The sequence below is a fragment of the Actinokineospora sp. NPDC004072 genome (assembly GCF_053604195.1).
The window spans coordinates 1-20,390 of record NZ_JBSGHB010000012.1 but is presented as its reverse complement, the minus strand read 5'-3'; the positions used below and the strand labels follow the sequence as shown (position 1 = coordinate 20,390).

17 protein-coding genes are annotated in these 20,390 nt (G+C 73.6%); 6 read left to right on the top strand and 11 right to left on the bottom strand.

Translation table 11 applies throughout. The features are described from left to right. Positions 1-51: 51 nt before the first annotated feature. The 5 genes from ACWEPX_RS19575 to ACWEPX_RS19555 form a co-directional block, all read right to left on the bottom strand. The gene (locus ACWEPX_RS19575; RefSeq protein ID WP_451898613.1) at positions 52-480 is read right to left on the bottom strand and encodes an uL11 family ribosomal protein; all 429 of its coding nucleotides are present in this window, start codon (positions 478-480) and stop codon (positions 52-54) included. Positions 481-537: 57 nt separating this feature from the next. Further along, a complete protein-coding gene (locus ACWEPX_RS19570) occupies positions 538-1,959 on the bottom strand; it encodes a lipid II flippase MurJ (protein ID WP_451898612.1) in 1,422 nt (473 codons plus the stop codon). Positions 1,960-2,562: 603 nt separating this feature from the next. Further along, positions 2,563-4,170, bottom strand: a complete 1,608-nt coding sequence (locus ACWEPX_RS19565) for an ATP-binding cassette domain-containing protein (RefSeq protein WP_451898611.1) — start codon at positions 4,168-4,170, stop codon at positions 2,563-2,565. Positions 4,171-4,323: 153 nt separating this feature from the next. Beyond that, positions 4,324-4,995 (bottom strand): response regulator, encoded by a 672-nt coding sequence (locus ACWEPX_RS19560; RefSeq protein WP_451898610.1) that lies wholly within the window; start codon positions 4,993-4,995, stop codon positions 4,324-4,326. Positions 4,996-5,059: 64 nt separating this feature from the next. Next, positions 5,060-6,133, bottom strand: a complete 1,074-nt coding sequence (locus ACWEPX_RS19555; RefSeq protein WP_451898609.1) for a sensor histidine kinase — start codon at positions 6,131-6,133, stop codon at positions 5,060-5,062. A 73-nt stretch (positions 6,134-6,206) separates the two neighbouring features. On the opposite strand from ACWEPX_RS19555, the gene ACWEPX_RS19550 reads away from it, so the two are divergent. Continuing rightward, on the top strand, positions 6,207-7,100 hold the full coding sequence (locus tag ACWEPX_RS19550; RefSeq protein ID WP_451898608.1) for an alpha/beta hydrolase family esterase: 894 nt from the start codon (positions 6,207-6,209) through the stop codon (positions 7,098-7,100). A gap of 277 nt (positions 7,101-7,377) precedes the next feature. Then, positions 7,378-8,361 (top strand): class 1 isoprenoid biosynthesis enzyme, encoded by a 984-nt coding sequence (locus ACWEPX_RS19545; RefSeq protein WP_451898607.1) that lies wholly within the window; start codon positions 7,378-7,380, stop codon positions 8,359-8,361. On the opposite strand, the gene ACWEPX_RS19540 is transcribed toward ACWEPX_RS19545, so the two are convergent. Further along, positions 8,252-10,186, bottom strand: coding sequence for an NACHT domain-containing protein (locus ACWEPX_RS19540; RefSeq protein ID WP_451898606.1), 1,935 nt, complete (start codon positions 10,184-10,186; stop codon positions 8,252-8,254). The genes ACWEPX_RS19545 and ACWEPX_RS19540 overlap by 110 nt on opposite strands. A gap of 214 nt (positions 10,187-10,400) precedes the next feature. Here ACWEPX_RS19540 and ACWEPX_RS19535 point away from each other — a divergent pair, with 214 nt between their 5' ends. The 3 genes from ACWEPX_RS19535 to ACWEPX_RS19525 all read left to right on the top strand — a co-directional run bounded on the left by ACWEPX_RS19535 (position 10,401) and on the right by ACWEPX_RS19525 (position 12,837). Continuing rightward, a complete protein-coding gene (locus ACWEPX_RS19535) occupies positions 10,401-10,991 on the top strand; it encodes a TetR/AcrR family transcriptional regulator (protein WP_451898605.1) in 591 nt (196 codons plus the stop codon). 87 nt (positions 10,992-11,078) lie between these two features. Then, entirely contained in the window at positions 11,079-11,885 is an 807-nt protein-coding gene (locus ACWEPX_RS19530; RefSeq protein WP_451898604.1) for an alpha/beta fold hydrolase, read from the top strand. Positions 11,886-11,895: 10 nt separating this feature from the next. Next, entirely contained in the window at positions 11,896-12,837 is a 942-nt protein-coding gene (locus tag ACWEPX_RS19525; protein ID WP_451898603.1) for a LysR family transcriptional regulator, read from the top strand. Here ACWEPX_RS19525 and ACWEPX_RS19520 read toward each other — a convergent pair. The 5 genes from ACWEPX_RS19520 to ACWEPX_RS19500 form a co-directional block, all read right to left on the bottom strand. Next, positions 12,832-13,770: an ABC transporter ATP-binding protein gene (locus ACWEPX_RS19520; RefSeq protein WP_451898602.1), complete on the bottom strand. Its 939-nt coding sequence runs from the start codon at positions 13,768-13,770 to the stop codon at positions 12,832-12,834. The two genes, ACWEPX_RS19525 and ACWEPX_RS19520, sit on opposite strands and share 6 nt — an antisense overlap. Continuing rightward, positions 13,760-14,779 carry an ABC transporter ATP-binding protein gene (locus ACWEPX_RS19515; RefSeq protein ID WP_451898601.1) on the bottom strand — a complete coding sequence of 340 codons (1,020 nt, stop codon included), beginning with the start codon at positions 14,777-14,779 and terminating at the stop codon, positions 13,760-13,762. The genes ACWEPX_RS19520 and ACWEPX_RS19515 overlap by 11 nt, the downstream gene beginning before the upstream one ends. After that, entirely contained in the window at positions 14,776-15,768 is a 993-nt protein-coding gene (locus ACWEPX_RS19510) for an ABC transporter permease (RefSeq protein ID WP_451898600.1), read from the bottom strand. Before ACWEPX_RS19510 ends, ACWEPX_RS19515 begins: the two co-directional genes overlap by 4 nt. A 95-nt stretch (positions 15,769-15,863) precedes the next feature. Beyond that, positions 15,864-17,594: an ABC transporter substrate-binding protein gene (locus ACWEPX_RS19505; RefSeq protein ID WP_451898599.1), complete on the bottom strand. Its 1,731-nt coding sequence runs from the start codon at positions 17,592-17,594 to the stop codon at positions 15,864-15,866. A gap of 38 nt (positions 17,595-17,632) precedes the next feature. Beyond that, the gene (locus tag ACWEPX_RS19500; protein ID WP_451898598.1) at positions 17,633-18,607 is read right to left on the bottom strand and encodes an ABC transporter permease; all 975 of its coding nucleotides are present in this window, start codon (positions 18,605-18,607) and stop codon (positions 17,633-17,635) included. Positions 18,608-18,822: 215 nt separating this feature from the next. Between ACWEPX_RS19500 and ACWEPX_RS19495 the strand changes: the two genes are divergently transcribed. Then, complete coding sequence (locus ACWEPX_RS19495) at positions 18,823-20,088, top strand: alpha/beta fold hydrolase (protein ID WP_451898597.1); 1,266 nt, start codon at positions 18,823-18,825, stop codon at positions 20,086-20,088. Positions 20,089-20,390: the final 302 nt, after the last annotated feature.

The following is a 20,390-nucleotide window of genomic DNA, read 5'->3' as shown; positions in this document are numbered from 1 at the left end:
GGGGCGCCCCCGGGTGGGGGGCGCCCCTGGCAAGTCCGTCGAAGAACCCTGTCAGTCGGTGACGGTGACGCCCATCGAGCGGGCGGTGCCAGCGACGACCTTGAGGGCGGCCTCGATGGTGGTGGCGTTCAGGTCGGGCATCTTGCGCTCGGCGATCTCGCGCGCCTGCGCGGCGGTCAGCGTGCCGCCGGACTTGTGGCCGGGGGTAGCCGAGCCGGACTTGGCGCCCAGGGCCTTGCGGATCAGGAAGGAGGTCGGGGGGGTCTTCAGGCGCAGGCTGTGGCTGCGGTCCTCGTAGACGGTCACCACGACGGGGACGATGTCACCGCGCTGGGCGGCGGTGGCCTCGTCGTACTCCAGCTTGATCGCTCGCGTGTTGGCGCCGGTCGGGCCGAGCATCTTGCCCAGGTCGACCATGGCGGCGTTGCCCGCTTCGAGTTCGAGCGTCGCCTCGAACGTCTTCTTCTGCTTCGGTGGCATTTCCCGATATCTTCTCTCTACGACGGACCCAACCGGTCAAGGGTACCCTGCCGCCCGTCAGCGCCCGCGCAGCACCTCCCGCGGGAGGTCGGCGAGCAGCCGGAACTGCCGCGGAGCGGCGAAGCGCAGCGCCGCGAGGTAGCCGGTCAGCGTGATCAGCCCCACAGCCGCGACCAGCAGCATATCCCCCACCCCGGACAGCAGCGCACGCGCGCCCACCGCCAGCGCGGCGGCCACCGCGCCCGCGACCAGCACGCCGCCGACCGTCGAGCGCAGCCCGGGCACGGCCCCGTGCCGCCTGGCCAGCCCGCGGACGGCGACGACCGCGCCGACGACCCCGCTGGCCACCGTCGCCGCGGCGATGCCGGTCACCCCGAGCACCGGGGCCAGCGCGAGGTCGCCCACCACGTTCACCACCATCGCCGCCAGGGCGGAACGCACCGCGATGCCGCCGTCACCCAGCGCGTACGCGGTGCGCGCGGCGACCTCCCGCACGGCCAGCACCGGCAGCCCGACGGCGAGCACCGCGGCCACCGACCCGGTCAGCCCGACCGCGGCGGCGTCGAACTCCCCGCGCCCGAAGACCACGGCGACGACCTCGGTCGCCACCACCGCCAGCACCACCGCGACCGGCGCCAGCACGGCCGAGAGCGCCCCCATCCCCCGCTCCACCAGCCCGCGCAGCTCCGCCCGCCGCCCGACGGCCGCCGACAGCCGCGGGTACAGGGCGGCCAGCAGGGTGGCGACCACCAGCATGTCCACAGTGGCCACCAACCGCGCGGCGAAGTTGACCGCCGCGATGGCCCCATCCCCGATGGTCGACGCGACGGCCCGGTCGACCAGGGTGTTGACGTTGGCCGCGGCGCTGCCGACCAGCAGGGCGGGCAGCAGCCGCAGCATCTCCCGCAATCCGGGATCCCCCCACCGCAGCGTCGGCCACGGCCGCGCGACCACCGCCCGCACCGCAGGCACCTGGATCACCAACCGCACCGCCGACCCCAGCACGAACCCCCACGCCAACGCCCCCACCCCGAACACGGGCCCCGCAACCCCCGCCGCGGCGATCATGACGAGGTTGAACCCCACCCCCTGCACCGCCGCAGGCGCGAACCGCCCCAACGCCTGCCCAGCCCCGGCGAGCAGATTCGTCCCACTGATCAACACCGTCGCCACCAGAACAACCCGCGTCACCCCCACCGCCACCTCCGCCGTCGCGGCATCAAACCCAGGCGCCAACACCCCCACCACCCCAGGCGCCCCAACCCACATCCCACCACCCCCCACCAGCAACACGACCCCCGACAACCCCAACGCCGCCCGCACACTCGCCACCCCCGCCGCCGCCTCCCCCCGATCAACAGCCCGCGCCACCACCGGAACCGCCGCCTTCGCCAACGCCCCCGCAATCAACCCGAGGACGAGATTCATCAACCCCTGAGCCACCAGAAACGCATCAACAGCCGCCCCAGCCCCAAACACCGCAGCGATGACAACATCCCGCACAAGCCCCAACGCCGCCCCCACCAACGTCAACCCCGCAGTAACCACCGCCGCCCGCCGCACACCCACACAAGCACTCTAAGCCGAGACGATCTCTCCCCAACACCTCCCGCCACAACGCCCCCACCAGCAACACCCCCACCAACCGCAACGCGCCCTCCCCCGAGCCAGCAACGCGCCCCACCACCCAAACAGCAACCGCCCCAGCCAACCCTGCCGCCGATGGGATAGACCCACATTCGCGGGGAGCGCAACCCGCTAAACAGCAACGCGCCCCACCAAGCCTGTCCGATGGGGGAGGACCCACATTCGCGCGGAGCAAAGCCCCACCCAACCGCACGCGCCCCCGCCCAAGTGTCCGATGGGGTGGACTCGCATTCGCGGGGAGCGAAACGCCGCTAAACTGGCCAGGGCGTGAACGGGCTCCGCCCGCCTTCACCGCCTTCACGCCCAAGCGGCGTTTCGCTTAGGGGTCCCCGCGAATGCGAGTTCACCCCATCGAACCCACCACGCAAGCCGCGCAACCACCCCACCGAACCACCCTCGCAACCCGCGAGCCGTAATCCAAGCCCAGATCACACCTCACCGCTCCCGCCGAACCACCCCTTCATCCCACACCGGCTCATCAACCTCCCGCACCACCCCATCCGCCCCAAACACCAAATACCGATCAAACGACCGAGCAAACCACCGATCATGCGTCACCGCCACAGTAGTCCCCGCATAAGCAGCCAACCCCTGCTCCAACGCCTCAGCCGACGCAAGATCCAAGTTATCCGTAGGCTCATCCAGCAGCAGCAACGTAGCCCCGCCGACCTCCAGCAGCAGGATCTGGAACCGAGCCTGCTGCCCCCCGGACAAGCGCGAGAACAGCTGATCCCCCTGCCCATCCAGCTCGTACCGCCGCAACACCCCCATAGCCGCCCCACGATCCATCCCGTGGTCCCACAAGACCTCCACCAGCGTCCGCCCCATCAGCTCCGGATGGGCGTGCGTCTGCGCGAAGTGCCCGGCCACGACCCGCGCCCCCAGCTTCCACATCCCGCTGTGCGCGACGTCTTCCCCCGCCAGCAACCGCAGGAAGTGCGACTTCCCGGACCCGTTCGACCCGAGCACCGCGACCCGCTCGCCGTAGAAGACCTCCAGGTCGAACGGCTTCATCAGGCCGGTCAGCTCCAGTCCGGCGCACGTCACCGCCCGCACGCCGGTGCGGCCGCCGCGCAGCCGCATGGTGATCTTCTGCTGGCGCGGCGGGGCGGCGGGCGGTCCGGCCTCCTCGAACTTGCGCAGGCGCGTCTGCGCGGCCTGGTAGCGGGAGGCCATGTCGTCGCTGCGGGATGCGTACTGGCGCAGGTCGGCGACGAGCTTCTTCAGCTGGGCGTGCTTGTCGTCCCAGCGCCGCCGGAGCTCCTCGAACCGCTCGAAGCGCTCCTCGCGGGCCTGGTGGTAGGTCTCGAAGCCACCGCCGTGGACCCACACCCCGCTGCCGGACTCCACGCTGATGATCTTCTGGGCGGCCCTGGCCAGCAGCTCGCGGTCGTGGGAGACGAACAGGACCGTCTTCGTGGTCTCCCGCAGCCGCTGCTCCAGCCACTGCTTGCCGGGCACGTCGAGGTAGTTGTCCGGCTCGTCGAGCAGCAGCACGCCGTCGCCGCCGAGCAGGAGGGCCTCCAGCACCAGCCGCTTCTGCTCGCCGCCGGAGAGCGTGCGCACCTCGCGCCACTGCGCCTTCTGGTACGGCATGCTCAGCGCGGCCATCGTGCACTTGTCCCACAGCACCTCGGCTTCGTAGCCGCGCGCCTCGACCCAGTCGTTGAGCGCCTGGGCGTAGGCCATCTGCGCGGCCTCGTCGTCGCGGTCCATCAGCACGAGCTCGGCGTCGTCGACGGCCTTGGCCGCGGCGCGCAGCGCTGGCGGGGAGACCGACACCAGCAGGTCGCGCACCGTGCGTTCGTCGCGGACCGACCCGACGAACTGCGGCATGACGCCCAGGCCGCCGCTGACGGTCACCGCGCCCGCGTCGGGCTTGAGCTCACCGGCGATCAGCCGCAGCAGCGTCGTCTTGCCCGCGCCGTTGGCGCCGACCAGCGCGCACACGGCGCCGTCGCCGACCCGGAAGGAGACGTCGTCGAGCAGCGCCCGCCCGTCCGGCAGGTGGTACTCGACGTGCGCGACCTCCACGTGTCCCATTTCGCCACCCCCAACGCGGTCCCCGGGCGGGGGCCAGCCGACCGGCGAAGCTACTACAGAAGGCGGCCCCGGTCCGCCGAATTTCCGCGGCGGCCAAGGGGCCGACCCGACGTGCGGCCTCCCGGCCTCGTCCGCGCCTGTGGGCGGATTTCCTCATAGGGTGGCTTCGGGGCGGACCAGGCCGTGCTCGTAGGCGAAGACGACCGCCTGCACGCGGTCGCGCAGGTCCAGCTTCATCAGCACCCGCCCGACGTGGGTCTTCACCGTCGTCGCGCCGAGGACGAGTTCGGCGGCGATCTCGGCGTTGGACATGCCGCGCGCCATGAGCACCAGCACCTCCCGCTCGCGCGGGGTCAGGCAGGCCACCGCGGCCGTGTCGACCCGGACCGGCGCGCACCGGGCGAAGCGGTGGATCAGCCGACGGGTCACCGCGGGGGCGAGCAGGGCGTCGCCCGCGGCGACGATCCGCACGGCGTCGACCAGGCGGTCGCACGGGACGTCTTTGAGGAGGAAGCCGCTCGCGCCTGCCCGCAGCGCGTCGAAGACGTACTCGTCGAGGTCGAAGGTGGTCAGGATCAGCACCGGGATCGGGTCGGCCACCCCGGGGCCCGCCAGCGCCCGGGTCGCGGCGATCCCGTCCATCCTGGGCATCCGCACGTCCATCAGCACCAGGTCGGGGCGGTGCAGGCGGGCCAGCGCCACGGCCTGCTCGCCGTCGCCCGCCTCGGCGGCGACCTCGATGTCCGGCTCGGCCTCCAGGATCAGCCGGAAGCCCGTCCGCATCAGGGCCTGGTCGTCGGCGAGCAGAACGGAGAGGGCGCCCATAGTGGCCGGAGCGTAGTCCCGGCCGCCGCCCACCACCGGATGCTGTCACTCGACAGTGGACGGATTAGCCCTGATAGGGGAGCGTTGCGGTGACGCGGAACTCGCTCGGTCCATGATGGATGTCGATGTGACCACCCACAAGGGCGGCCCGCTCCCGCATCCCGATCAGCCCGTGGCCCGGGTCGCCGTCGGCCCGGCCGGGGCCGTCGTTGCGCACATCGATGCGCAGCTCGCGGTCGCGGTAGGCCAAGTCGACGGTCACCTCGCTGGGGTTGGCGTGCTTGGCCGCGTTGGTCAGCGCCTCCTGGACGATCCGGTACGCGCACAGCTCCACCCCGGCCGCCAGCGGCCGCCGGTTCCCCTCGACCCGCAGGCGCACCGGGAGGTCGGCCGCGGCGCAGCGCGCCACGAGGTCGTCCAGGTTGGCAAGGCTGGCGTGCGGGGCGAGGTCGGCGGGCTCGGTGCGCAGCGCGCCCAAGAGCCTGCGCAGCTCGGCCAGGCTCTCCCGGCCGGACTGCTCCACCTGCGCCAAGGCCTCGTCGGCGCGCGCCGGGTCGCTGCGCACCGCGCGGCGGGCCACGGAGGCGTAGAGCACCATCACGCTCACCGTGTGGGCCACCACGTCGTGCAGCTCGCGCGCGATGCGGCTGCGCTCGGCCGCCGTCGCCAGGCGCGCCCTGGCCTGCTGCTCCTGGGCGGCCAGCTCCCGGTTGGCCCGCTGCTGGTCGCCCAGCACCACCGCCGTGCAGTACAGGACCACCAGCACCGGGATCCACGACAGGGCGAAGCCCGTCACCAACTCGGCGACGACCTTGCTCACTCCGAAGGCGACCAGGCAGCCCACCGCGACCCACCGCGACCGCCACGCGCCCACCGTGTAGAGCGCGATCAGCACGCCCACCTCGCTGATCGCGAGCCCGAGCACCGTGCCCGCCAGCGCGAACCCGCCCACCACGCACAGCACCCCGACCGGCGCGTGCCGACGCCACGCCAGCGGCAGCGTGCTGCCCGCCAGGAACACCACCGACCAGCCCAGCGGCGGCGTCGGGTGTTGCAGCGCCGCGTTGAACCAGATGTCGACGGCCAGCAGGACGAGCGCGCCCGCGCCGTCCGCGGTGTTGGGCCGAGCAACGCGCATGGCCCACCACACTAACGAGCGAAACCGCTCGCGGCGCGCGCTCGGCCGCGGGTTCCTCCGCCAGACTCGCCCCGTGCTCATCCGCGCCGCCCTTGCGACCCTGGCCGTGCTCGCCATGACCACCCCAATCAGCTCATCCGCGGCGCCGGGCTGCGCGCCGCCCGGCGACCACACCGAGGCGGCGTGGCCGGTCGTGCAGCACAAGCCCGACGGCGCCCCGGACCCCGGCGGCGCGCTCGTCATCGATCTGCACGGCGCGTTCAGCGACAAGGACGAGCAGGACGCCCGCAGCGGCATGCGCGCCAAGGCCGACGCCGAGGGCTTCGTGGTCGTGCAGCCCGACTCCGCGCCGCACTGGACCACCGCGCCGGAGGACGAGGCCGCGCGCGGGGTCAGCGACACCGAGTTCCTGCGGCGGCTCATCGGGATCGCCGTCGAGCGGCTGTGCGTCGACCCGGCCGCGGTCTACGCCGTCGGGTTCTCCAGCGGCGGCCTGATGGCCTCCCAGCTGGCCTGCGCGGGCGCGCGGGGCGGCTTGGACGGGATCCGGCTGGCGGGCATCGGGCTCGTCGCCGCCGCCCCGCTGCCCGACGCCGCGGGCCGGATCTGCCCGGAGCTGGCCGCCCACCCGGTGCCGATGCGCCTGGTGTTCTCCCACAACGACCACGTGCTCGCCCACTGCTGCGGCGGCGACCTGGCCGCGATGACCGCGGGCATGCACCTGCTGGCCGGTGGCTGGGCGGCCGCCAACGGCTGCGCCGACGACCAGGTGGTCACCGACACCGGGCAGACCGGGTGGGGCGTGGTGGCCAGGACCGTCCATTTCCGCTGCTCCCATCCGGGTGCGGTCGTCGTCGACCAGCTCGACACCGGAAGCCCCGACCGCGACGGCCACTTCTGGCCCGGTCCGCCCAACGGCGCCGCCTTCGACGCGACCGCCGCTTTCTGGTCCTTCTTCACGGCCTGAGCCGACGAGGGGCGGGGCCCGCCACCCCCCGGCGGGCCCCGCCCACCCCGCGTCGGTACCCCCAGTGATCGACGCGGGGCCGGTGTCAGGAAATGCTGGATCGCATCGTCATCCGCTCCTTCTTCCCCCTGTGGTTCCTTCCGGTTCAAGGGTCGCGCGCGGCGGGGGCCGGTGTCGTCGTGCTCGCAGGCGATTCGCGGCCTACGGAGTGCGGAGGAGCGGGTCGTCCGCGAGGAGGATGCCGCTACGGTTCGACGCGACAGCGGGGGGCGGGTTGGTGGACGGGGCGAGGGGCCTGCTCCGGGATGTGCTCGCGCTGCTGCGGCGGCTGCCGTGGGCGGGCCGGGTGCCCGGGGCGCGGCGCCGGGCGGCGGAGCTGGCCGCGGAGTTCGACCGGGTGGTGGTGCCGCTCGTGCCGGACGCCGAGGTCGCCCGGGTCCTGCGGTCGGTGGCGGTGAAGCTGGGGTTCCTGGCCGCGGCGTATGCCGATCTGGCCGGGCGCAGGCTGCGGCCGGATCTCGCGGTCCTGGCCGGGGCCATCACGCGGGTCTACGACGACCTGATCGACGGCCTCGGTGGCCCGGAGGTCGACCGCAGGCTGGCGCAGCGGTTCGCCGGGCAGGGGTTCGCGCCCGCCAACCCGGTGGAGGAGGTGTTCGCCGCCCTCTTCGACCAGATCGCCGCCCGGCTCGGCCCCGACGACCCGGTGCACGCCGACCTCGCCCGCGCGCACGCCTACCAGGTGCGCTCGCGGGAGCAGGCCGAACCGGGCGTCGACCCCGCGGTCGTCCGCGGGATCACCTGGGGCAAGGGCGGGTACGGCGTGGTCGTGCTCTTCGCCGTGGCCACCGGGCCGATCAGCAGGCCCGCGCGGGTGCGGGAGCTCGGGGCCGTGCTGCAGCTCCTGGACGACTACCAGGACGTCGACGCCGACCGGCGCGCGGGCGTGACCACCGGGGCCACCCGCGGCGAGGTGACGTTGGCGGGCATCTGCGCGCGGCTGGCCGAGCTGCGCCTGCCCCGCCGCATGCGCGCCGTGCTGTACGCGGCGCTGTGGATGGCGCTGGTGCGCAGGCGCCTGCCCGGCATCGGCGACCGGCTGCCGCCGCCGCGCGGGCCGCTGGGCGTGCTGCTGCGCAAGGCGCCCGGGCTCACCGGCGGCGGGCCAGGCGGTCGCGCAGGAGCTCGTGGCGGAACTGGTAGACCGGGCCGACCAGGCGCAGCACGCCGACGCGGTGGGCGTCGCGGAGGAAGGCCATGAGCCGCCACGGGGTCTTGCCGGTCAGCGCCAGCCAGATCCGGGCGGTGTTGAAGCGGGCGCTGGCGCTGGTGGCGTAGGTGGTCAGGCCGAGGCCGCTGGCCCCGAGCAGCAGCCCGACCACCGCGCCGACCAGGCCCAGCCGCACCGGGTCGGTGATCGGCACGACCAGGCCGGGCTCGGGAACGCCGACCACCCCCGCGAAGAACCCGCCCACCAGCATGCCCAGCCCCGAGCCCAGGGCGGTGGCGACGACCACCGCCTGCCGGTCGGCGTGCAGGACCGAGTCCGGGGTGACCGCCTCGGAGGGCTCGGTCGGCTCGGTGAACCGGCGGATCAGGCCGAAGGCCGTGCCGAACAGGAGCCCGACGACGACGCCGTGCCACCCGCCGTACAGCGCCCCGACCGCCACCCCGCCCGCGACGACGCCCACCGCGGCGTACACCAGGTCGCGGCCGATCTCCTCCCGGCGCGGCACCCGCGGCACGAACCGCCGCGGCGCCTCGGCGGGCACCAGGCCCAGGGCGACGCCCGCGACCACGCCGACCGCCGCGCCGAGCAGCAGCCCGAGCACCGGTTCGCCGAACAGGCCGAGGAACAGCCAGCCCAGCAGCGCGGTCATGGTCCCGCCGATGAGCACCCCCCGGGCGACGAACACCCAGCGCGGCACCGTCCGCCACAGCTGCCACCAGGCGACCTCGCGGAACTCCCCGGCCAGGAACGCCAGCCAGCGCTCGGCCCGCGCGGGCCGCCAGCGGCCGGGCCGGTGCTCGGGGTTGTCCAGCGGGGACGGCTTGCGCGTGGTGAAGGCGCGGGTGGTGAACTCGTCCAGCAGCTTGGCCGCGACCTGCCCGGCGTCGGGGAGGGCGAGCAGCTCGCGCACGTCGCGCTTGGGGTCGGTGTAGACAGCGAGCGCCAGCGACAGCATCAGCGGGGTGCGCAGCACCTGGCCGAGCGGGCCGCCGTCGCGTTCGCCCAGCGCGGTGAGCACCGGCTCCCAGCGCTCGATGCTCGCCTGCGGCACGGTGGCCCGCAGGTGCTCGGCGATCTCCCGGTCGCGCAGCGGCAGCAGCGCGACCACCTGCGAGTCCCGGATGAGGCCGCCCGCGTTGGCCGCGGCGAACTCGGCGGTGCGGCTGGTGAGCACCAGCGGGCCGGAGCCGCCGAGGTCGCTGTTGATGGCCTCCAGCGCGGCGGTGCGCTGGTCGTCGGGCAGCTCGTCGAGCCCGTCGAGGATGAGCAGCACCCGGTCCCCGGCCAGGATCTCCTGCGCGGCGGTGGGGCCGAAGCGGGACCGGCTGCCCAGGAAGGGGTAGGTCTCCAGCAGCCAGGACAGCAGCCACGCCTCGACGTTCTCCTCCGGGTTCCACGCCGACACCGGCACCAGCAGCGGCACCCGCCCGGCGTCCGGTCGGTGCAGCAGGGCCAAGGTGAGCAGCACGCACAACCCGGTCTTCCCCGACCCCGGCGCCCCGACCACCACCATCCGCCGCGGCGCGTCGACGTAGCCCGCGATGAGCTGGTCGCAGTCGACGTCCACCCCGACCAGCGGCCTGCACCGCACGGCGAGCCGGTTGGTCTCGTCCAGCATCCGCCTGCGCCCCTCGGGCACCCACTGCTTGACCAGCTCCCGCGCCAGCGCGGCCAGCGCCGCCGCCACCTGCTCGTCACTGCTGACCCGCGGCTTGGCCTTCCACCGCCCCGCCATCAGGAACTGCGTCACCGCCGCAGCCCCGGTCAGGATCGTCAACGCCGTCGCCACCGCATTGGCGTCATGCCGCGACCAGATGAGGATCAGCCCGAGGACGAGCACCCCCCACAACCCCACCTGAACCAACGCACCGCGTCGAGACACCCCAGCAGTCAACCGCACCCGGTCAGGCCGGAGGAAGATCCGATCGGGCCGCAGCTTCGCGGGAACCGCCTGCAACACCTGCACCCCGACGCGCGCCGCCGACGGGTCGGCGGCCTTGAGCGTCGGCAGTCTGGAACAGGCGTGCCGCAGCTTGGTCAGAACCGAACGTTCGTGCTAGAAAGGGTGGGTGGGCAAAGGGGAGGCTACTCGGCAGGCGGTGTTGGGGCGGGCTGCTGAGGTGGCGAGCCGGGTGGGGTTGGCTGGGTTGACGATCGGGTCGTTGGCGGCCGGGACCGGGATGTCGAAGAGCGGGCTGTTCGCGCACTTCCAGTCGAAGGAGTCCTTGCAGGCGCAAGTGCTTGCGCATGCTCGGGAGCAGTTCGTCGACCAGGTCGTTCGGCCTGCGCTGGCGGCGCCTCGGGGGGAGGCGCGGGTGCGGGCGCTGTTCGAGCGCTGGCTGGCGCTGGGCCGCGATGGCGGGTCGGCGTGCCTGTTCGTGTCGGCGTCGGCGGAGTATGACGATCAGCCTGGGCCGATTCGGGATCAGCTGGTGCGCGACCACCTCGACTTCGCCGACTCGGTCGCGCAGATGTTCCGGACCGGGATCAGCGAGGGGGAGTTCCGGGCCGACGCCGACCCCGTGCAGTTCGCCCACGACCTGCACGGCGTGATGCTCGCCTTCTTCCACGCCCAGCGGCTCCTCGGCGACCCCGCCGCCGAGTCGATGACCCGGCGCGCGTTCGACAACCTGCTCGCCGCCGCGCGGGCGACCACGTAGGAATCTCAATCGGACAAGGGGGCGGCCGTGGCAGGCGCCAAGAAAAGCACGATCGTTCGTATCTTTCTGGTTCGACGCACGTTCCAGGTGCTCGACCGGCTCGCACCGGAGATCGGGGGGCGGCTGGCGCTGCGGCTGTGGGTGACGCCCCGCCACGCCCGGCCGTCGGCCGGGCCGAGCGGGACCACCGCGACCATCGCGGGGATGCGCGTCGAGACCTGGGGCGGCGGTCCTGCGGTGTACCTGGTGCACGGCTGGGGCGGCCACCGCGGCCAGCTCGCCGGGCTGGTGCCGCCGCTGGTCGCCGCCGGGCACCGGGTGATCGCCTTCGACGCGCCAAGCCACGGCGAGTCCGGGCCGGGCGCGCTCGGCCCGGGCCGAGCGACGCTGCCGGAGTTCGCCGCCGCGCTCACCGCCGTGGTGGCCGCGTTCGGCCCCGCGCACGCCATCGTCGCCCACTCGATGGGCGGCACGGCCACCGCGCTCGCCGTGCTCGACGGCCTGCCCGCGACCCGCCTGGCCTTCATCGCCCCGATGGCCGACCCGATGGTGCAGATCCGCCTCTTCGCCCAGTTCCTCGGCCTGGGCGAGAAGACCCGCGCCGCCTTGGTGCGCAGGCTGGAGCGGCTGGTCGGCCGTTCCATGTCCGACTTCGACATCCCCGCCCGCGCCGCCGACCGCACCGACCTGCCGCCGCTGCTGGTCGTGCACGACAAGGGCGACCGGGAAGTCAGCCACGCCAACGGAGCCGCCATCGCCCAGCACTGGCCAGCCGCCCACCTGATGACCACCGAACGTCTCGGCCACCGGCGCATCCTCGGTGACCAGGACGTGCTGCGCGCGGTGATCGATTTCGCCGGCGCGCGGGTTACGCGGGCCGACGAGGTCGTCTAGCCTCGGGCGGATGGGCCTTGAGCTGCGGCACCTGCGCTCGGTGTGCGCGATCGCCGATGCGGGCAGCCTGACCCGGGCGGCGACGGTCCTCGGGGTGTCGCAACCGGTGCTGTCCGCGCGGTTGCAGCGCGTGGAGCGGGAGGTCGGCGGCAGGCTCTTCGACCGCGGCCGCGGGGGCGTGACGCCGACGCCGCTCGGGCAGTTCCTGCTCACCCGGGCGCGCGGTGTGCTGCTGGCCGTGGAGGAGCTGCGCCGCGCCACCGGGCGGCAGGTCTGCGCCGATCGCCCGCAGGTGCGCCTGGGCGGGGTGTCCTGCGCGGTGTCGATCGGCCTGGCCGACCGGCTCAGCGACCTGCTGCCGGACGTGGAGGTGCGGCTGCACGGGGACTACTCGCCGCGGGCGCTGTGGGAGCTGCTGCTGGCCGACCGGCTCGACGCCGCCGCGGTGGTGGACTACCCCGGCTTCCCGCTGAACACCCCGTCCACCGTGCTGGCGGACGTGATCGCCGTCGAGCCGGTGTTCGTGGCCATGTCCGACCGCCACCCGCTGGCCGACCGCGCCGAGGTGGACCTGGCCGAGCTGGCGGGGGAGCGGTGGGCGGTGACCCCGCAGGACGGCGCGGGCTGGCCGGACTGCTTCTACGCCGCCTGCCACCGCGCCGGGTTCACCCCGCGGGTGCTGTACTCGGTCTCGGATGCCGTGCCCCAGCACGACATCGTGGCGACCCGGCGCGCGGTGAGCCCCTGCCAGGCCGTCTTCCCGACCGGCGACGGGGTGGTCGTCAAGCCGCTGGCAGGCACACCGGTCCACATGCGACACCTGCTCGTGTGCCGCGCGGAGGGCCTGCTGGCCGACGGCTTCGCCGACCTGCTGCGCTTGGCCCGCGACGCCTACCACGCCGCGGCGGGCAGGCACGAGCACTACCGGGCCTGGCTGGGCCAGACGTCATAGCGCGTGGTGGCAGGCCACCTGGTGGTCGCGCCCGCGCAGCTCGGGCTCCTCGGCCGCGCACCGCTCGTCGGCTTTCCAGCAGCGGGTGCGGAAGCGGCACCCGCTGGGCGGGTTCACCGGGCTGGGCACGTCCCCGACCAGCCGGATGCGCGGTTTCGGCGCGTCCGAGCGGAGCGCGGACAGGTCCGGCGCGGCCGACAGCAGCGCTTGGGTGTACGGGTGCCGAGGGTTGGTGTAGATCTGCTCGGCGGTCCCGGTCTCGGCGATGCGCCCCAGGTACATCACCGCAACCCGGTCGCAGAAGTACCGCACGACGCCCAGGTCGTGGGCGATGAACAGGAACGCGATGCCCAGCTCGCGGCGCAGGTCCTGCAGCAGGTTGACGATCTGCGCCTGGATCGAGACGTCCAGCGCGCTGACCGGCTCGTCGGCCACGATCAGCCGGGGCCGGGTGGCCAGCGCCCTGGCGATGCCGACCCGCTGGCGCTGGCCCCCGGAGAACTCGTGCGGGTAGCGGTCGACGTGGCCGGGGTCGAGGCCGACGGTGGCCAGCAGCTCGCGCACCCGCCGCCCGCCCTCCCGCTCGCCGGAGCGGGCCACGGCCGCGCCGATGATCGAGCCGATGGTGCGGCGCGGGTTGAGCGAGAGGTACGGGTCCTGGAACACCATCTGGATGTCGCCGCGGACCGGGCGCAGCCGCCGCTCGGGCAGGGCGGCGATGTCCGTGCCGCGGTAGACGACGGCGCCGCTGGTGGGGGTGAGCAGCCGGGTGACCAGCCTGCCCAGCGTGGACTTCCCGCACCCGGACTCGCCCACCAGGCCCAGGGTCTCGCCCTCGGCCAGCGCCAGGCCCACCCCGTCGACCGCGCGGACGGTCTCCCGGCCGGTGAAGTGCTTGACCACGTTCTCCAGCCGCAGCAGGTCATCGGGCATGGTGCACCCCCAGCCGCGGCCGGACCTCGGCGTCGAAGACCTGCCCGGGCTCCGGCAGGTGGCAGCGGGACAGCCGCGGCCCGGTGCCCGCGAGCGCGGGCAGGCGGTCGCGGCAGGCGGCGTCGGGCACCCGCTCGGCGTAGCGGCAGCGCGGGTGGAACGCGCAGCCGGTGGGCGGGTCCAGCGGGTTGGGCGGGCTGCCGGGGATCGGGCGCAGGCGGCCGGGCTGGTCGGCGGTGACGGGGATGCTCTCCAGCAGGCCCCAGGTGTAGGGGTGCGCTGGCGCGGACAGGACGGCCTTGGCCGGGCCCTGCTCGACGCAGCGGCCCGCGTACATCACCAGGACGTCGTCGGCGATCTCGGCGACCACCCCGAGGTCGTGGGTGATGAACACGACCGCCGTGCCGAACTCCGCGCGCAGGTCGGCGATGAGGTCGAGGATCTGCGCCTGCACGGTCACGTCCAGCGCGGTCGTGGGCTCGTCGGCGATGAGCAGCTTGGGGTCGTTGACCAGCGCCATCGCGATCATGACCCGCTGGCGCATGCCACCGGAGAACTGGTGCGGGTAGTCGTCGAGCCGCCGCCGGGCCGCCGGGATGCCCACCCGGCCCAGCACGTCGGCGGCGCGCTCCCGGGCGGCCCGGCGGGACATGGCGTGGTGCGCCCGGTACGCCTCGGCGATCTGCGCGCCCACGGTGAAGTACGGGTGCAGGGCCGACTGGGGGTCCTGGAAGACCATCGCCGCCCGGCCGCCGCGCAGCGCGCGCAGCTCGTGCGGCGGCATCCCGACGACCTCCGTGCCGCCGACGGTGATGGAGCCGGTGACCCGGGCGGACGCGGGGTCGTGCAGGCCGAGCACGGCCAGCGACGCCGCCGACTTCCCCGAGCCGGACTCGCCGACGATCGCCAGCGTGCGACCCAGCGAGACGCCGCAGCTGAGCCCGGACACCGCCCGCAGCGGTCCGAACTCGACGGTGAGGTCGCGCACGACCAGATAGGGATCGGTCATGTCAGGCGCACCCTCGGGTCCAGCGCCGTGTAGGCGATGTCGACGACCAGGTTCATCACGACCAGCACGGTGGCCCCGACCAGCACGGCGCCCATGAGGACGGGAAGGTCGAACACGGCGAAGGCGCGCAGGGTGAGCACGCCGAGGCCGGGCAGGCCGAAGATGGCCTCGGTGAACAGCGCCCCGGTCAGCTGGAAGGCGATGTCGAGGCCGAAGAGGGTGGCCACCGGGGTGATCGCGGCGCGCAGGCCGTGCCGGTAGACCACCCGCCGCTCGGTCAGCCCCTTGGCCCGCGCGGTGCGGATGTAGTCCTCGCCCAGCGACTCGATCATGGCCGCCCTGGCGTGGCGGGTGTAGGCGGCGGCGCTGACCACGCCGAGGGTCAGCCAGGGCGCGACGAGCCCGCTCGCCCAGCCCAGCGGGTCCTCGCCGAGCGGCACGTGCTGGGCCCGGGGCAGCGCGGTGCCCGCCAGGTAGAGCGCCGAGAGCAGGGCGACGACGAAGAACGGGACCGACCCGAACCCCAGCGCGGTGGCCACGGCGAGCCGGTCGGCGGCCGTGCCCCGCCTGCGCGCGGCGAAGGCCCCGGTGAGCACGCCGACCGTGAGCGACACCGCCGATGCCCCGGCCACGATGGACACCGTGACCGGCAGCGCGTCGGCGATCAGCGCGGTCACCGGCTGGTTGAGCTGGTAGGAGAAGCCCAGGCAGGGCGCGGAGCAGTCGATCACCACCCCGTTCGCCTCGTACGTCCGCCCGGCGACGACGCCCGCGAGGTAGTGGCCGAACTGGCTGAGGAAGGGCTCGTCGAGGCCCAGGCTCGCCCGGATGTGCGCGACCCGCTCGGCCGAGCAGTTATTGCCGCAGATCGCGCCCGCCGGGTCGGTGGGGGCCAGGAAGAACAGCCCGAACCCGGCCAGCATCGTGGCCACGACCACCGAGGCCGCCGACGCGAGCCTGCGCAGCACGTACAGCAGCATGAGCAGCATGGGGTGTCCCTCCCGGGGGACCGGCCCGGCGGCAGGGGGGACCACCGGACCGGTCCATCGGCGCCGGCCCGCGCGGGGCCGGGCGCAACTGGGCCCTAGGGCTTGACGAACAGGTTCGCGTAGGCGGGCTGGCCCTGGGAGCTGTCGGCCTCGGCGCCGCCCACGGCGGTGCCGACGACGAACGCCGTCTTCATGTAGAAGCGCGGGATCACCAGGTACATCCCCATCAGCTTGCGGTCCAGCTCGCCCCACTTGGCCGCCGCCTCGGTGGCGGGCAGGGTGGCGATGGCCTCGATCTCGGCGTCGACCGCCGGGTCGGCCAGCATGCCCAGGCTCTGCTGGTTGGCCACCGCCTCCGAGGTGAACAGCACCGGGAACCAGCCGCCGCCGGTCGGCCAGTCCGAGCACCAGCCCTGCGGGCTCTGCCCCATGTTGACCGGCGCGTCGTAGTCGGAGGTCTTGGCCCGGACCTCGGCGGTGGTGATGCCGATGGGCTTGACCGCGAACCCCGCCGCGGTCATGGCGTCGGAGAGGATCTGCGCGGCCTGCTGCGCACGCGCGGAGGCGCTGTCGTAGTACCAGCTCAGCTCGAAGCCGACCTTGCCCGCCGCCGCCAGCAGCTCCATGGCCGCCGCCGGGTCGCCCGGGCCGTCCCCGGTCAGGTCGGGCACCGGCTCGTAGCGGACGTAGCCGGGCACGCTCGGCGACAGGATCGTGGTGGCCTTCTCCGCGATGTGCGGGTTGAGGCCCTCCGCGCGCCAGAGCTGGTCGGCGGGCCACGCCTTGGCGATGGCCTTGCGCACCTCCAGCGGGATCTTCCGCGAGTCCAGCTGGAAGGTGCGCGTGCACGGGCTGGCCCCGGTGACGAGCTGGGCCGCCCTGTCCCCGGCCAGCTGCGGGACCAGGGAGGCGTCGACCTGGGCGTAGTTGAGCGCCGCCGCGTCCGGCCCTGCGGAGTTGAGCACCTGCTGCTGGGTCTTCACGTCGTCCTGGCCCCAGCGGAAGTCCCACCCGTCGACGTACTGGTGCCGCGCGGGGTCGGTCGCCGGGTCCCAGTGCGGGTTGCGGACGAGCTTGAGGTTGGTGCCGGGGGTGTAGGAGTCGAACTGGTACGGGCCCGTCGCCAGCGGGTCGTTGCCGTAGGTCTCCCGGGTGTCCTTGGCCTGGGGGATCGGGGTGAACAGCGGGAAGGACATGAAGAAGGGCAGGTCGGCGAACGGCTTGGCCAGGTGGATGACCAGGGTGGTGGCGTCCGGGGTCTCCACGCCGGAGTAGTCCTCGCCGGAGGCGTAGGGGCCTTTGTACTTGTCGCCGTCCTTGAAGTACAGCAGCTGGTAGGACGGTCCGTAGGAGAACACGTCGTGGGCGAAGGACCGCTTGATCGCGTAGGCGAGGTCCTCGACCTTGACCTCGGTGCCGTCGTCGTACTTGACCGGGTTGCGCAGCTTGAACGTCCAGGTGAGCTGGTCGTCGGACACCGTGCCCAGGTCGGTGAGGTCGGGGACCAGCACCGGGTGGCCGTCGCGCATCATGACCTGCGTCGGGGTGCGGAACAGCAGCTTGGAGATCGCGTTGGCGTCGGCGTAGTAGACGTTCGTCGGGTCGAAGGTGTGCGGCGTGGTCCGGGCGTAGACGGTGATCACGCCGCCCTTGGTCGCCCCCGGGACCTCCGGGGCCGGGCCGGTCGCGTCGGGGTCGATCGCGGTGCGGTCCTGGGCGATCCCGCCGCCCTGGTCCGCCGCCGGGCTCGGCCGCCCGCTGCCGCCGCAGCCCGCCGCGGCCAGGCACACGGCCAGCGCGGCGGCCAGGTGTCGCGTTCTGCTCACAGTCCAGCTCCCCATCTCGTCGGCAGATCACCGGCGGGTCATCGGCGGATCTTCGGGTCGAATGCGTCGCGCACGGCGTCGCCGAGCAGGCTCAGGGCCAGCACGAGGGCGGTGATGCCCAGCACCGGCAGCCACAGGTACAGCGGCTCGGCGCGGTAGAAGGTCTGGGCGGCGGCGATGGTGCCGCCCCAGGACGGGGTCGGCTCGGTCAGCCCGACGCCCAGGAAGGTCAGGCCCGCCTCCACGACGATGTAGCCGGGGAACGCCTGCGTCACCGACACCGCGATCGGGGCCACCAGGTTCGGCAGCAGCTCGCGGAACAGGATCGCCCGGCGGGGCAGCCCGAGCACCCGCGCCGCGCTGATGAAGTCGCGCTCGCGCAGCGAGAGCACCTGCCCGCGGATGAGCCGGGCCAGGCTCGCCCACCCGAACACCGTCAGCACCGCGATCAGCGACCAGAACCGCACCGCGCTGACCTGCTCGGGGTTGGTGTTCTCCGCCGAGCCGTACACCACCGAGACCAGCACGGCGGGCAGCGCGATGGCGACCAGCAGGTACGGCAGGCTCAGCACGAAGTCGACCAGCCAGGACAGCACCCGGTCCACCCAGCCGCCGAAGAACCCGGCGACCAGGCCGACCACGACGCCGACGGCGGTCGTCAGCACCGTCACGATCCCGGCCACCAGCAGCGACGGCCGCGCGCCGTAGACCCAGCGGGCGAACAGGTCCCGGCCCAGCCGGGGCTCGACGCCGAACCAGTGCTCGGCGGTGGGGCCGTCGAACGGGAAGCCGTAGTCGTCCACCAGGTCGAAGTGCAGCGTGTAGGGGTCCTGGCCCGCGAGCCGGGCCAGCAGCGGGGCGAACACGGCGACGGCGACGAAGAACCCGAACACGCCCAGGCACACCACCGCCACCCGGTCGCGCCGCAGCCGCCCGAGCGCGATCCGCAGCGGCGAGCGGTCCGGCGCGGCCGTGCCCGCGTCGAGCGCGCCTGCCTCGCCGGTGTGCCGCATCAGACCTCCGCCGACTGCCACGGGGACCGCGCCATCCTGTGGCCGCCCGCGCGGCGAGCACCAGCGCCCCGTCCGGCGTCCGGCCCCGACCGGTCGGCGAACCCGCAGGTCGCAGCGGTGCGATAACGGCGGGGATATGGAAGGTGTGATGCCGCCGAGCCGCCGGGCGCGGCAATAGTCGGGTCAGTCGCACCTGCTACCGGGGGTTCCCAACCATGCCCTTGACCTACCGCCGACCCGACCAGGTGTGCCTGGAGCACACCTTCGAGGTGCCGCTGGACCACGCCGACCCGGCGGGGGCGCGCATCGAGGTCTTCGCCACCGAGGTCGTGCGCAGCGGCAACGTCGGCCGGGACCTGCCGACCCTGCTGTACCTGCAGGGCGGGCCGGGCCACGCCGCCGACCGGCCCTCATCGGGGGCGGCCTGGCTGGGCCGGGCGCTGCGCGACTACCGGGTGCTGCTGCTCGACCAGCGCGGCACCGGCCGCAGCACGCCTGCCACCCGCCAGTCCCTCGCCGGGCTGACCGCCGAGCAGAAAGCCGACTACCTCAGCCACTTCCGCGCGGACTCGATCGTCCGCGACGCCGAGATCGTGCGCCGGGCGCTGCTGGGCGAGCGGCCGTGGAGCCTGCTGGGCCAGAGCTTCGGCGGCTTCTGCGCGCTGACGTACCTGTCGCTGGCCCCGGAGGGGCTGGCCGAGGTGATGATCGCGGGCGGGCTGCCGGGGCTGACGGCCGGACCGGACGAGGTGTACCGCGCGGCCTACCCGCGGGCGATCGCCCACAACGAGCGCTACTTCGCGCGGTACCCGCAGGACCGGGCGATCGCGCGGGCCGTGGTCGAGCACCTGGCCGAGACGGACACCCGGATGCCGACGGGGGAGCGGTTGACGCCCGAGCGGTTCCGGATGCTGGGGCTGTGCTTCGGCGTGGTGGGCAGCTTCGACCTGCTCCACCACCTGCTGGCCCGCGCGTTCATCCCCTGCGGTTCCGGCCGCGCCATGTCCGATGCGTTCCTCCGCGGGGTTGATGCGGCGCTGTCGATGGCCGATCGGCCGCTGTACGCGGTGCTGCACGAGGCGATCTACTGCCAGGGCGGGGCGTCGGGGTGGGCTGCGCATCGGGTGCGGGAGGAGTTCCCGGAGTTCGAGCGGGAGGGGCTGTTCACGGCGGAGATGTTCTATCCGTGGTTGTTCGAGCAGGATCCGAGTCTGGTGCCGTTGCGGGAGTGCGCGCAGCTGTTGGCTGGGCGGGTGTGGCCTGCGTTGTATGACGTGGATCGGTTGGTGGTGAACCGGGTGCCGGTGGCGGCTGTGGTGTATGTGGACGATCTGTATGTGGATCATGGGTTGTCGGTGGAGACCGGGCGGGTGGTTCGGGGGGTGGAGGTGTGGGTGACGAATGAGTTTGCGCATGATGGGATGGGGGCTCGGGTGGAGGTGTTTGAGCGGCTTCGGGGGATGGTGACTGGGGTGGTGTGACGGTGTGCTGGCGGGCGGCTGCGGTGGCTGTGGCTTGCGGCTGTGGCCGACGACGGCTTGCGGCGGCGGTGGGTGGCGGCTGCGGCTTTCGGCTGCGGTGGTGTGGGCGGTGGCTTGCGTCTTGCGGCTCGGGGTGCGGCTCGGGGTTGTGTGGGTGGGCTGGGGTGGTGGTGCGCGGCGTGGGTGGTGGGTCCGATGGGGTGAACCCGCATTCGCGGGGACCCCTAAGCGAAACGCCGCTTGGGCGTGAAGGCGGTGAAGGCGGGCGGAGCCCGTTCACGCCCTGGCCAGTTTAGCGGCGT

Bases quoted from the DNA above. Each gene is read 5' to 3' on its own strand.
- ACWEPX_RS19575 (WP_451898613.1), bottom strand. From the start codon at position 480: ATGCCACCGAAGCAGAAGAAGACGTTCGAGGCGACGCTCGAACTCGAA.
- ACWEPX_RS19565 (WP_451898611.1), bottom strand. From the start codon at position 4,170: ATGGGACACGTGGAGGTCGCGCACGTCGAGTACCACCTGCCGGACGGG.
- ACWEPX_RS19560 (WP_451898610.1), bottom strand. From the start codon at position 4,995: ATGGGCGCCCTCTCCGTTCTGCTCGCCGACGACCAGGCCCTGATGCGG.
- ACWEPX_RS19555 (WP_451898609.1), bottom strand. From the start codon at position 6,133: ATGCGCGTTGCTCGGCCCAACACCGCGGACGGCGCGGGCGCGCTCGTC.
- ACWEPX_RS19525 (WP_451898603.1), top strand. From the start codon at position 11,896: ATGGGCCTTGAGCTGCGGCACCTGCGCTCGGTGTGCGCGATCGCCGAT.
- ACWEPX_RS19520 (WP_451898602.1), bottom strand. From the start codon at position 13,770: ATGCCCGATGACCTGCTGCGGCTGGAGAACGTGGTCAAGCACTTCACC.
- ACWEPX_RS19515 (WP_451898601.1), bottom strand. From the start codon at position 14,779: ATGACCGATCCCTATCTGGTCGTGCGCGACCTCACCGTCGAGTTCGGA.
- ACWEPX_RS19510 (WP_451898600.1), bottom strand. From the start codon at position 15,768: ATGCTGCTCATGCTGCTGTACGTGCTGCGCAGGCTCGCGTCGGCGGCC.
- ACWEPX_RS19500 (WP_451898598.1), bottom strand. From the start codon at position 18,607: ATGCGGCACACCGGCGAGGCAGGCGCGCTCGACGCGGGCACGGCCGCG.
- ACWEPX_RS19495 (WP_451898597.1), top strand. From the start codon at position 18,823: ATGCCCTTGACCTACCGCCGACCCGACCAGGTGTGCCTGGAGCACACC.